We start from the raw sequence: 12,607 nt of genomic DNA, 5'->3' as shown, positions 1-12,607 counted from the left end.
AGAATATGATGAAAATGATATACACCCCAAAAGTTGGATAGTAAGATCTAACTTAAAGGGGTGTATTTTTGCTATAAATTTGATTTTTTTGATAATATTTTAATATTTAATATAATCATAATTAGTAGAATATAACTTTTGGATAGTAATTTTAAAGGTTATGCATAATATTTCAAGTAGTATGTATATTAGAATTAATTGTGCTTTGGATAAAGAGAGTTTAGAAGAAGGTCTAAAAAGGCTGGTGGATGCATTCAACTATTTTTATGAGAGGTGATAAATATGTTGTACTTAGAAGTTTTGAAAAATAGAAACTTTACATATTTATTGATTGGTAATTTCTTACGTCGGAGTTGCTTTGTGCTGTTTTCGTTGCAAATAATTTGGTTTACTGTTGAATTGACAAACCAAGCATCTTTGAAATTATCAATGATGGTTATGAGTCAAACACTTCCATTTATTATATTTGGTATTTTCGGTGGTTCATTTTCTGATAAACACAATAAAAAGAAAATACTTTATCTATCTGATCTTATACTAAGTTTGATTATTATAATTATTCCTATACTAGCAATAACGTCAAATTTAAATTATCTGACGCTTCTAACCATATCTACAGTTATTACCATTATTAACTGCTATACGGATCCTGCGTTTAGGGCAATTCTTCCTGAAATTGTTGATGAGGAGCATTTAGCAACAAGTAATGCGTTAATCGATAGTTTGCAAAGAGGCTCAAATATTATTTTACCTGCTTTAATTGGTGTCATTGTAATACTAGTTGGTAATGTTGGCATCTTTTTTATTTGCAGTATATTGCTATTTTTAGGATTTATTTTTAATGCACTTTTAAAATATACAAATAACAACATGATTGATAGACACTCAAAAGAAGATTTTTCTGAAACTTGGGAATTCTTGAAACAATCTAAAGAAATTCCATTTATCATTATCATTCAATTTGCCTGCATATTGATTAATACAGGTCTTTGGCGTGTTGCATTACCATTGTTTATTTCCAATATATTAAAAGAGGGCGTTGGTGTATATGGACTAGCTACATCATGTTTAGGTATTGCGTCTTTACTAATGTCATTGATTATGGGTTTGCTGCCAGAAAAACGATTAATCTTTAAATTTAGTATTGGTGTTTTAGTTTGGGGAATTGGCTTATCGATTATTAATGTGTTTCCAAGTGTGGCGATATTATATATAGGTGCAACATTAGTGGGACTTGGACAATCTATAGAGGGACTAACAAGATCAGTTGCCATTCAAATAAAGACGCCAAATCATTTGATGGGGAAAGTATTTAGTATCTCATCTACATCGAATTATGCAGCGGATACATTGTCTTTAGGACTGATAAGTTTAATTATACCATTACTAAGCTTAAGTAATATATTTATATCAGGTGGTGCAATTATTTCAATGCTTATCTTAGCTGGGTTAAAGTTTGTTAAGAAGTCTATGTAAACATTATAGAATTTTAATAAATGCTATTAAGGTGGGAATTGAAATGAAATATAAAATTAGTTTGGCTTATAATTTAGCAATTATAATAGGGTCGCTAATTATATTATGTATACTAATATCTAGAGGTCATGATATTTATGTAATCTTGATTTCAATTTTGACTATTTTAGCTAGTTTAATCAATTTATTTTGTGATATTAAAAAGCATAAATGATTCTATATTAATGCAACTTTGTATCCGTACAAGGTTGTATTTTTTTGGCGATTAATTGACATCTGACTGCATACCGAAAAAAACACTCACCCTTTAATATAAAAATTTATGGATATTTTGTGATTTTATAAAAGCAAACATAGAATAATGCTATCGTTAAAAATACGAATGCCAATGCAATACAATCATATTCAAAACTTAGGACTGTAAGCATTAAAAAGATTGCACTCAAACTGATGCATAATGCAAATATATATGCGATTTCAGGTTTGTGTTTATCTGCAATGGTCGTTTGATTTATAAAAGAAATTAAAGTGAAATTTTTAGTAAAAGCAACATAAATACCAAATATAACCATACTAATACAGAATACTATTGTAAATACGATGTTAACGTTCATAGTTGCACCTTCCAGATAGATAGTAATGTACTGTCTTTTATCAATGGATTTTCTAATTAATATATGTATGGCTGTAAAAAACAGTACGTTTTATAAATGATTAGTTAAAGGAATGGGTTTATAAAAGAAAGTTTTGATTATTTGCCATGAAATGAACGGAATGAATGTCATGACTAGAAGTAATATTTTGAATTGGAGCACTTATATTTTGTGACAATTTCGACATTGTATCGTGTTTAACAATGATTGATGAGTTAAAAGTATGCGCATCGGAACTATCGGATTTATGTTCGTAATGTTTGGCTAGTTGCGCCATAATAAATAAAGTGAAGATAAATAAGACAATTAAAGAAATAATGCCCATAATCAAAAGTATTTGTTTAGAGCCTTTCATTATTTCACATCCTTTCTAAAATATATTTGTAACTAAATTTAAAATAGTTATTTTTGTAATTCTAAACCTTTTTCATCGCGAAAACAATTAAATAGGTCGCGGTATTAATTATTATATTATTACCGCTTAAAATGAAAAATACATGAAAATTAATTTTCTAATATACTTTTGAAATTTTATTACAAATCAGCCCCTTCAAAAAGCGGAACCATAAGGATTCAAGTTTCGAAAGGGCTGATTACTATAAGGCGAAATGTAATATTTCGTCCCCAAAAAATTTTTTATTGGTTAAATATCATAGCGTTTATTTTTTGAGCAACATCATCAAAATTAGGACATTTTAATGATACATATAATTTTATTTTAGGTTCAGTACCAGAAGGACGTAAAGCGATAAATCCTTCGTCAAATAAGACACGAATAACATTTGATTTAGGAGAATTAATCTGCGATGTTATATCATCATCCAAATGATAAACCTCACTAGTTAAATAATCTTCAATTGCTTTCACTTTCAGTCCTTGAATCTCTTGCGGTGGATTTGAACGGAAATGTGTCATAATCGATTCAATTTTTTTCTTACCTTCTAATCCTTCTAGGGTATGTGAGAATAAAGTGTCTTCATGTCTGCCAACCGTTTGATATATCAGTTCTAATTCATCTTTCAATGTTTTGCCATATAATTTTAACTCAGAAGCATATTTTATAATGAGTGGCACAATTTGCACGGCATCTTTATCACGTACAAAAGGCTCCGATAGAAAACCATAACTCTCTTCAAATGCGAAAATCATATTTTGATAATCATCGAGCTGCCTTATTTCCTGAGCAATAAATTTAAAGCCCGTCAGCACTTCTTTGTATTCAACATTATTATAGCGTGCTAATGACTTTGTTAACTCACTACTTACAATTGATTGAATCATCAAACGATGACGTAATTGAGACGTTTGTTGAATACGATAATTAAGTAACAGCGCACCAATTTGGTTACCATTAAAATATGTAATTTGACCATGGGCATCACGCTCAGCAATGCCAAGGCGATCTGCATCAGGATCAGTACATATTAATAAATCAGCATCTTTTTTATTTGCAAGTTCGACTGCTTGATCAAAAGCGCGATGGTCTTCAGGATTAGCACTTTGAACTGAGCTAAAATTTGGATCAGGTTTACATTGTGCTTCAACAAGATCAAATTGGTTGAAATTCAATGACTTTAATAACTCAGGTACAATTGGAACACTCGTACCATGTAAACTAGTGAACACAACTTGTAAATCAGATTTAGGAATATAACCAATCATATTTTGAACATGTTTAATGTAATTTTCTGTTACAGATTTAGGTAATGGTTTGATGTATGATGAATTTTGTTTTGAAAAAGATATATCAATCTGTAATGGATCACCAACGTCTTCAATATAGCGACTTACAAGTTCAGATGCATCAGTCGATAGTTGTGCACCATCAGAACCATATACTTTAATACCGTTATAGTCTTTCGGATTATGACTTGCTGTAATCATAATGCCAGCAGTAGTATTAAGATTGCGCACCGCGAACGATAATTCCGGTGTCGTTTTATATGTATCAGGTAAATAAACTGTTATTTGATAGTTTGCTAGTACATTAGAAATAATTTGGGCGAATTCAGTTGAAAGATGTCTAATATCATAATGAATGACTATTGTTGGATTGTTTGTTTGGGCATTTAAATAACGCGCTAAACCTAATGCCAATTTTTCAATAGTAAACTTATTAAGTCGACCTTCACCAAGACCGAATTTTCCGCGTATACCCGCAGTACCAAACGTTAATTTACTTTCAAAACCTTCTCGCTGTTCAATATCAGATTGCTGCTCATAAAAATGTTTAACTAAACTATCATTAGCTCTTTCTATCCATAATTCTTTATCCATTGTTGCTAAACATCCTTTCAAAATCTCAGTTAGACTTAATAAAACATGAAAAATAAAGCCCTTACATTTATGTAATGAATTATAAAGAAATACGCCCCAAAAGTAAAAAACACAGCCCCAAGACAATACTTTTCACAAGTATTATATAATAGATATGTATGAAAATGCATGGAGTAGATTGTGCATGTGAATGTAAAATATTAATTTTTAATATTGCTTTATATATAGTTTTGTAATTTTTGATAGAATAACAATTAAGATGATTTTAATTTGAAGGGTGAGTCTTATGAAAAAAGTAATCAATGTAGTAGGAGCTATTATTTTTTCTGATAACAAAATACTTTGTGCACAGAGAAGTGAAGAAATGAGTCTGCCTTTAATGTGGGAATTTCCTGGCGGTAAGATTGAAAAGAATGAAACTGAAAAAGAGGCTTTGATTAGAGAAATTAGAGAAGAAATGAAATGTGATCTAATTGTTGGTGACAAAGTTATAACTACAGAACATGAATATGATTTTGGCATTGTTAAGTTAACAACATACAAATGTAATTTGAACAAGGAGTTACCAACTCTAACTGAACATAAGAGTATTGAATGGTTGTCAATAAACGAACTTGATAAATTAAATTGGGCCCCAGCGGATATACCAGCCGTTAATAAAATTATGACTGAGGGATAATATGAGTAGATTACTAAATGATTTCAACCAATCTTTACATAAAGGGTTTATAGACAAAAATTTTTCTCATAAAGGGAATTATACACCGAAGCTTTTAGTAAATAATAAAAATGAAAAAGTTCTTTCAACAATTATAGATGAACTTCAAAAATGTGAAACGTTCTATTTTTCTGTGGCTTTTATAACAGAAAGCGGGTTAGCCAGCTTAAAGGCTCAACTATTAGATTTAAGCAATAAGGGTGTTAAAGGGAAAATATTAACATCTAATTACTTAGGATTTAATAGTCCTAAAATGTATGGAGAATTACTTAAATTAAAAAATGTAGAGGTAAGATTAACTGATATTGCTGGATTCCATGCCAAAGGATATATTTTTGAACATAAGGATTATAGTTCTATGGTAATAGGAAGCTCTAATTTAACATCTAATGCGTTAAAGGTTAATTATGAGCATAATGTTTTACTGTCTACTATGAAAAATGGCGATCTAGTTGATAGTGTAAAAAATGAATTTGAATTGTTATGGCAAAAGAGTACCCCACTGACTCAGCAATGGGTTAATTCATATAAAGAATCATTTGAGTACCGCTCCTTAGAAAAATTGGCGGAGGTTGAACAAACTCAAATGCTGCTAGCTGATAAGGTAAAAAAATCAGTGGAAATTGTACCGAATTTAATGCAAGGAGAAGCATTAAGGTCATTAAAAGCTATTAGGGATAAAGCCAAAGATAAGGCGTTAATAATATCTGCAACTGGTACAGGTAAAACGATTTTATGTGCATTAGATGTTAGAGAAGTAAACCCTAATAAATTTTTATTTATTGTTCATAATGAGGGGATTTTAAATAGAGCTAAGGAAGAATTTAAAAAAGTATTACCAATAAAAAATGATAGTGATTTTGGATTATTGACAGGAAAACATAGAGATGTCGATGCCAAATATTTATTTGCAACCATTCAAACATTATCTAGAGATGATAATTTTAAGCAATTTGATGAAAAAGAATTTGATTATATTGTTTTTGATGAAGCACATCGTTCTGCTGCATCTACTTATCAACGAGTATTTAATTACTTCAAGCCTAAGTTCATGCTGGGAATGACTGCAACACCAGAAAGATCAGATGAATTAAGTATATTTGAAATGTTTGATTATAATATTGCTTATGAAATAAGGTTACAAGCAGCATTAGAAAGTGATATTTTATGTCCATTTCATTATTTTGGTGTGACTGATTATGTACATCAAGGTATTAAAGAAGATGATGTAACTAAACTGAGATATTTAACTTCTGATGAAAGAGTTGATTATATTATTCAAAAGACAGATTACTATGGATATTCAGGTGAAATTTTACAAGGATTAATTTTTGTAAGTAGCAAAAAAGAAGCTTATGATTTAGCGGATAAACTAAGTTCAAAAGGGATTAAAAGTGTCGCTTTAACAGGAGACGATAGTGTTAATTATCGCCAAATTGTAATAGAAAAATTAAGAGAAGGTAAGATTAACTATATTATAACTGTAGATCTATTTAACGAAGGTATTGATATTCCAGAAGTCAATCAAGTTGTAATGCTGAGACCAACTGAGTCTAGTATTATATTCATTCAGCAACTTGGTAGAGGGTTAAGAAAAAGTGCAAATAAAGAGTATGTTACTGTAATTGATTTTATTGGTAATTATAAGACCAATTATTTAATTCCGATTGCGCTTTCTGGAGATCAATCGCAAAATAAAGATAATTATAAGAAGTTTTTAACGAATAACGATTCGATTAATGGAGTATCTACAATTAATTTTGAAGAAGTTGCTAAAAAACAGATTTACAATTCATTGGATGCAGTATCATTGAATCAAAATAAATTATTATTAAAAGCTTATGAAGAAGTTGAAAATAGATTGGGACACATGCCGTTACTAATGGATTTTATACAACAACATTCTATAGATCCAAGCGTTATATTTTCTAAATTTAGTAATTATTACGAGTTTTTAGTATGGTATAAAAAAATAGATGCTTTATTGACAGAAAATGAATCTAAAAATCTGGTTTTCTTTTCAAGGCAAATAGCACCTGGATTGAAAAGAATCGATAGTTTAGTTTTAGAAGAACTTTTAAAAAATGAATTAACATATGATGAATTAAAAAATAAAATGTTGAACGAAGTTAAGGATATAACAGAAGATGATATAGAAACTTCATTAAGAATTTTAGATTTCTCATTTTACAACGCAGGAATTGAAAAAATCTATGGAAGTCCCATTATAGAACGTAATGAAAGAATGATAAGACTAAGCGATGCATTTACTATTGCTCTAAGTAATCAAACATTTAAAATATTTTTAGAAGATCTTATTGAATTATCAAAGTATAACAATGAAAAATACCAAAAAGGTAAAAATGGACTGATTTTATATAATAAATATTCAAGAGAAGATTTTAGCAAAATATTTAATTGGAATAAAAATGGTTCGTCTGTAATCATGGGATACATGATAAAAAGCCAAGAAATGCCAATATTTATCATTTATGATAAGCATGAGGATATAAGTGATAGCACAAAATATGAAGATGAATTTTTAAGTCAAGATGAATTAAAATGGTTTACTAAATCTAATAGAACGCTAAAAACAAAAGAAGTTCAGAAAATTTTGTCCCATAGAGCAAAAGGAATTAAAATGTATATTTTTGTACAGAAAAAAGATGATGATGGTATATATTTTTATTATTTAGGAACTGCTGGATATATAGAAGGTTCAGAGAAGCAAGATAAAATGCCGAATGGTTCAAACGTAGTAACGATGGATTTAGCACTCGATAAAGCTGTAAGAGATGATATATATCGCTATCTAACAAATTAATGTAAACCGAAAAATGAATGTTAGTAAAGATGTATTTAAACATCAATTTTAATAAGTAAAGACATTGAAGTTTCAGTGTTATTATTTTAAATATAAGCGCAATTTATCTTAATTAATTAGTTGGTTAGGCCAATAAAAATTATAAAGATATTTGCGCTTTTTAAATAATTTGTGATGTTGATGTGTGAAAAAATACAACTTACAATTAAAATCTACGATGTTTCAATCATAAAATTCCCTCTAGTAATATTAATATTGGAATTTGAACTTAATTTTGCATCAAAAATAAATAATGGGGATGTGAAATGATGATTCACTCAAGAAAGTTGAGACTTTGGCTGTATTTAGTATTATTAGCTGTTTTTATTAGCGCGTGTGGTATGAAAGAGGAGAAACAAATTAAAGAAACTTTCAATAAAACCTTGAGTTTGTATCCAACCAAAAACCTTGAAGACTTTTATGATAAAGAAGGCTTTAGAGATCAAGAGTTTGAAAAAGGAGATAAAGGCACTTGGATAATTCACTCTAAAATGATTATTGAGACAAATGGTAAGAATATGGAATCTAGAGGAATGGTACTCTATATAAATCGTAATACTAGAACAACGAAAGGTAATTTTGTTGTTAGAAAAATAACCGAGGATAGTAAAGGATATACAGACAGTAAAGACAAAAAATATCCGGTGAAAATGGAAAAAAATAGAATCATTCCAATGAAACCAATACAAGATGAGAAGTTAAGAAAAGAAATTGAAGACTTTAAGTTTTTTGTACAATATGGCAACTTTAAAGATATTAATGATTATAAAGATGGTGACATTTCATATAATCCAAATGTGCCAAGTTATTCGGCAAAATATCAATTGAGAAATGACGATTATAATGTCCAACAGCTCAGAAAAAGATATAATATTCCAAGCAACAAAGCCCCGAAACTATTGTTAAAAGGCGATGGCGATTTAAAAGGTTCGTCTGTAGGATCAAAAGATCTAGAATTTACCTTTGTAGAAAACAAAAAAGAAAACATCTATTTTACGGATAGTATTAATTTCAAACCTACTGAATAGGGTTAATAGAAGTTTGGAATGAATATTTCATAAATTGCACAAAACAATTTTTCGTTTTAGTTGTAAATATTAAAAACTGAGTCAGTAATAAAAATATAAGGTGGAGAAATGATGATTCATTCAAAGAAATTAACGCTCGGTATATGTTTGGTATTACTCATTATATTGATTGGTGGTTATGTCATTATGACAAAAACAAATGGTCGAAACGCCCAAATTAAAGACACATTTAATCAAACATTAAAATTATATCCAACCAAAAATCTCGATGATTTTTACGATAAAGAAGGCTTTCGAGATCAAGAATTTAAAAAGGGTGATAAAGGTACTTGGATAGTTAATTCTGAAATGGTAATCGAGCCAAAAGGTAAGGATATGGAAACGAGAGGAATGGTGCTCTATATCAATCGCAATACTAGAACCACAAATGGGTATTATTTTATAAGTGAAATGACAGATGACAGTAACGGCAGACCAAAGGATGATGAAAAAAGGTATCCGGTAAAAATGGAACATAATAGAATCATTCCAACCAAACCGATAGCTGATGATAAATTAAGAAAAGAAATCGAAAACTTTAAATTCTTTGTACAATACGGTGACTTTAAAGATATTAATGATTATAAAGATGGTGACATTTCATATAATCCGAATGTGCCAAGTTATTCAGCAAAGTATCAATTAAGTAATGATGACTACAATGTGAAGCAACTTCGAAAAAGATATAATATTCCAACCAACAAAGCTCCGAAACTATTATTGAAAGGTGATGGTGATTTAAAAGGATCATCAGTAGGATCAAAAAATCTAGAATTTACTTTTGTAGAAAATAAAGAAGAAAACATCTATTTTACGGATAGTATTAATTTCAAACCTACTGAATAGGGATGATATAAGTTTGAAATGAAAATCTTATAAAGTACTAGGTAAAAGGTAATAAAGATAATTCCTGGAATTAATTGTAAATCATACAAGCTTTATCTTTTGATTTAATTGTTTTATAATTCTTATAAGAATATTTGAAATACAAAATATTTATAATCAAATTCATTTGTTCAAAACATTTTTTTCGTTTTAGTTGCGTAAATTAAAGATTGAGTCAGTATTAAAAATATAAGGTGGAGAAAAGATGATTCATTCAAAAAAGTTGAAATTGTGTCTATGTTTGATAATACTATTTGTTTTTATAGGGGGTTGCGGAATGAAAAAAGAAGAAAATAGTAAAGATAAACAAATTAAAGAAAACTTCAACAAAACGTTGAGCTTGTATCCAACCAAAAATCTTGAAGACTTTTATGATAAAGAAGGTTTTCGAGATCAAGAGTTTGAAAAGGGAGATAAAGGCACTTGGATTGTAAATTCTGAAATGGTTATTGAACCAAAAGGGAAAAATATGGAATCTAGGGGAATGGTACTCTATATAAATCGTAATACTAGAACGACAAAGGGATATTATTTTATAAGTGAAACAACATATGATAATAAAGGAAGACCAAAGGATGATGAAAAAAGATATTCCGTAAAAATGGAACATAATCGTATTATTCCAACGAAATCCATAAAGGACGAGAAGTTAAAAAATGAAATTGAAAACTTTAAGTTTTTTGTACAATATGGCAATTTTAAAGATATTAATGATTATAAAGATGGTGACATCTCGTACAATCCAAATGTACCTAGTTATTCGGCAAAGTATCAATTAAGTAACGATGACTACAATGTGAAGCAACTTCGAAAAAGATATAATATTCCAACCAACAAAGCTCCGAAACTATTGTTGAAAGGTGATGGTGATTTAAAAGGTTCATCAGTAGGATCAAAAAATCTAGAGTTTACCTTTGTAGAAAATAAAGAAGAAAACATTTATTTTACAGATTCTGTACAATATACTCCAAGTGAGGGTACAAGTTATGAGTCAAACTGAATATCAAATAAAACCTGGTAATATAACAAGTAACTCTGAAGAAACAAGTTCGATATCTAAAGTGAGCTATGAAATAGAGAATGCAAATAATAATGGCTTGAAAACCGGAAAAATAAAAAAACAAATTAATAATTTAAAAAGAGATAATAAATTCCCTAAAAATTTAGAATACGTTGATAGCTTTACTGATCCAAACACTGGTACAACAACGACTGCGTTCAAAAATAAAGACACTGGCAAAGTGACTTTAGGTATGACAGGTACAAATGTACATCTTGAAGCTATGGGAAATGTTTTGGAACATCCATTTAATCACTCCAATCAAGACGAGAAAGATATGAAGGAAATGTTGAAAGATTTCGGAGCAGACGCCAACATTGGTCTAGGTGCTGTAACGGATAAAGATCCACATTTTAAAGATACGCAAGACTTTATTAAAGATATCAAAAAAGAATATGAAATTGACACAATAACTGGGCACTCACTTGGCGGTAGGGATGCAGTTATTTTAGGCGTTAGTAACGATATCAAAAATATTGTTGTATATAATCCTGCTCCATTATCAATTAAAGATTTTCGTATAATCGCTCTGAATAATATGACGTACAGTGCGATTGGCGACATAGAAATTAAGGAAATGTTGAAAAACTATAATGGACATATAGTAAGGTTTGTTTCTGATAAAGATGAGTTAGATGGTTTTGTTAGTCAGTTTATGTATGATACAGCTGGTGAGAAAATAGTTTTGAAAAATGGTGAAGGCCATGATATGGGAGCCTTTTTAAAGAAATATGCACAAGCTAAAATTTTAGCAGAATTAAGAAAAGTCAAAGGATACGAAGACGCAAATAATAAGTCGTTTAAATCTGTAAAAGACATTACTAAATCAAAATTAGGGAAAGTAGAAGAACTTAGAGTGAATTGGCTGCAAGCAAATGGTGGAGCATTATCCTCGTCTCAACAAAAATTGTTGGAATCTGTTTCAGCATTAATAATAGCAGAGGGATTAAGTCAATTAGTTAAAGAGGAAAGTGACCAACTGGAGAAGATGTACGATAATATGAAGGACAAATTTCAAGAGAATTGGAAGAACTCCCAAGAAGCTGGAAATAAAATAGGAACAAAACTTTCGCATGACGGAGTGCTAACAGCATTAAGGAATGGTGATGCTTATGAAAGTAAGTTTGAGACTGATCCTGAAATCAAAATCGAACAAAAGTTAAAAGAATTGAATGATATAAATAGTGATTGTCACAATTATGTCTCTAAAATTAAAGATAGTGTAAATGCAATTGTAGGTAATGACCAATTATTAGCGAGTCAGATAGCTGGTGTAATATAATGTTTACTGGATATAAGAAAATAAGTGATTTGGAAACTGCATATGATGAAGAAAGAAGAAAATTGAACGATAAATTAGAGCAACTTCAGGAAATTAAGCATCAGATAAAGTTGGATTGTGAATATTCATACGATTGCTTTTTATATCTGAAAAACAAAATGGATTATAGTCAAGAATCAAACGTTAAAATGACGCATATTATAAACGAGTTTAATGATGAAATGACCCAGCGAATTAAAAATGAAGAGATGAAAATAGAACGTTCTAAAGATGAACTTAAAAGAGAATATTTAAAAGAAATTGAAAAAATGGGAGGTAGAGAGTAA

At 29.5% G+C, this 12,607-nt stretch carries 11 protein-coding genes and 1 pseudogene; 9 read left to right on the top strand and 3 right to left on the bottom strand.

Features of this window, described 5'->3' with window-relative positions; translation table 11 throughout:
• The first annotated feature begins 282 nt into the window (after positions 1-282).
• Both SAMSHR1132_RS12290 and SAMSHR1132_RS12285 read left to right on the top strand, forming a co-directional pair.
• Positions 283-1,476 (top strand): MFS transporter, encoded by a 1,194-nt coding sequence (locus SAMSHR1132_RS12290; protein ID WP_000966088.1) that lies wholly within the window; start codon positions 283-285, stop codon positions 1,474-1,476.
• Positions 1,457-1,690, top strand: a complete 234-nt coding sequence (locus SAMSHR1132_RS12285; protein WP_096001329.1) for a hypothetical protein — start codon at positions 1,457-1,459, stop codon at positions 1,688-1,690. Before SAMSHR1132_RS12290 ends, SAMSHR1132_RS12285 begins: the two co-directional genes overlap by 20 nt.
• Before the next feature lie 106 nt (positions 1,691-1,796).
• Here SAMSHR1132_RS12285 and SAMSHR1132_RS12280 read toward each other — a convergent pair whose 3' ends face one another.
• The 3 genes and pseudogenes from SAMSHR1132_RS12280 to SAMSHR1132_RS12270 form a co-directional block, all read right to left on the bottom strand.
• Entirely contained in the window at positions 1,797-2,090 is a 294-nt protein-coding gene (locus SAMSHR1132_RS12280; RefSeq protein ID WP_001102138.1) for a hypothetical protein, read from the bottom strand.
• Positions 2,091-2,208: 118 nt separating this feature from the next.
• On the bottom strand, positions 2,209-2,484 hold the full coding sequence (locus tag SAMSHR1132_RS12275; RefSeq protein WP_000678760.1) for a hypothetical protein: 276 nt from the start codon (positions 2,482-2,484) through the stop codon (positions 2,209-2,211).
• A 281-nt stretch (positions 2,485-2,765) separates the two neighbouring features.
• Positions 2,766-4,576: pseudogene (locus SAMSHR1132_RS12270) on the bottom strand (phospho-sugar mutase).
• A gap of 116 nt (positions 4,577-4,692) precedes the next feature.
• On the opposite strand from SAMSHR1132_RS12270, the gene SAMSHR1132_RS12265 reads away from it, so the two are divergent.
• From SAMSHR1132_RS12265 to SAMSHR1132_RS12235, 7 genes are all read left to right on the top strand, one after another.
• Positions 4,693-5,085, top strand: coding sequence for a (deoxy)nucleoside triphosphate pyrophosphohydrolase (locus tag SAMSHR1132_RS12265; RefSeq protein ID WP_000755945.1), 393 nt, complete (start codon positions 4,693-4,695; stop codon positions 5,083-5,085).
• A gap of 1 nt (position 5,086) precedes the next feature.
• Positions 5,087-7,948: a DEAD/DEAH box helicase gene (locus tag SAMSHR1132_RS12260; protein WP_000088726.1), complete on the top strand. Its 2,862-nt coding sequence runs from the start codon at positions 5,087-5,089 to the stop codon at positions 7,946-7,948.
• 308 nt (positions 7,949-8,256) lie between these two features.
• A complete protein-coding gene (locus SAMSHR1132_RS12255) occupies positions 8,257-9,015 on the top strand; it encodes a tandem-type lipoprotein (RefSeq protein ID WP_072324236.1) in 759 nt (252 codons plus the stop codon).
• A 111-nt stretch (positions 9,016-9,126) separates the two neighbouring features.
• A complete protein-coding gene (locus tag SAMSHR1132_RS12250) occupies positions 9,127-9,900 on the top strand; it encodes a tandem-type lipoprotein (protein WP_000581884.1) in 774 nt (257 codons plus the stop codon).
• Between the two features lie 244 nt (positions 9,901-10,144).
• Positions 10,145-10,939 (top strand): tandem-type lipoprotein, encoded by a 795-nt coding sequence (locus SAMSHR1132_RS12245; protein WP_014373904.1) that lies wholly within the window; start codon positions 10,145-10,147, stop codon positions 10,937-10,939.
• Positions 10,926-12,281, top strand: coding sequence for an alpha/beta hydrolase family protein (locus tag SAMSHR1132_RS12240; RefSeq protein ID WP_000083861.1), 1,356 nt, complete (start codon positions 10,926-10,928; stop codon positions 12,279-12,281). The genes SAMSHR1132_RS12245 and SAMSHR1132_RS12240 overlap by 14 nt, the downstream gene beginning before the upstream one ends.
• On the top strand, positions 12,281-12,607 hold the full coding sequence (locus SAMSHR1132_RS12235; RefSeq protein ID WP_000494026.1) for a hypothetical protein: 327 nt from the start codon (positions 12,281-12,283) through the stop codon (positions 12,605-12,607). Before SAMSHR1132_RS12240 ends, SAMSHR1132_RS12235 begins: the two co-directional genes overlap by 1 nt.

The organism is Staphylococcus argenteus (assembly GCF_000236925.1).
GTDB classification, from domain to species: Bacteria; Bacillota; Bacilli; order Staphylococcales; family Staphylococcaceae; genus Staphylococcus; species Staphylococcus argenteus.
The sequence above is the reverse complement of the archived record's forward strand: the minus strand, read 5'-3'. Positions and strand labels throughout refer to the sequence as shown.

Bases quoted from the DNA above. Each gene is read 5' to 3' on its own strand.
- SAMSHR1132_RS12280 (WP_001102138.1), bottom strand. From the start codon at position 2,090: ATGAACGTTAACATCGTATTTACAATAGTATTCTGTATTAGTATGGTT.
- SAMSHR1132_RS12290 (WP_000966088.1), top strand. From the start codon at position 283: ATGTTGTACTTAGAAGTTTTGAAAAATAGAAACTTTACATATTTATTG.
- SAMSHR1132_RS12265 (WP_000755945.1), top strand. From the start codon at position 4,693: ATGAAAAAAGTAATCAATGTAGTAGGAGCTATTATTTTTTCTGATAAC.
- SAMSHR1132_RS12235 (WP_000494026.1), top strand. From the start codon at position 12,281: ATGTTTACTGGATATAAGAAAATAAGTGATTTGGAAACTGCATATGAT.
- SAMSHR1132_RS12255 (WP_072324236.1), top strand. From the start codon at position 8,257: ATGATTCACTCAAGAAAGTTGAGACTTTGGCTGTATTTAGTATTATTA.
- SAMSHR1132_RS12240 (WP_000083861.1), top strand. From the start codon at position 10,926: ATGAGTCAAACTGAATATCAAATAAAACCTGGTAATATAACAAGTAAC.
- SAMSHR1132_RS12260 (WP_000088726.1), top strand. From the start codon at position 5,087: ATGAGTAGATTACTAAATGATTTCAACCAATCTTTACATAAAGGGTTT.
- SAMSHR1132_RS12250 (WP_000581884.1), top strand. From the start codon at position 9,127: ATGATTCATTCAAAGAAATTAACGCTCGGTATATGTTTGGTATTACTC.
- SAMSHR1132_RS12245 (WP_014373904.1), top strand. From the start codon at position 10,145: ATGATTCATTCAAAAAAGTTGAAATTGTGTCTATGTTTGATAATACTA.
- SAMSHR1132_RS12275 (WP_000678760.1), bottom strand. From the start codon at position 2,484: ATGAAAGGCTCTAAACAAATACTTTTGATTATGGGCATTATTTCTTTA.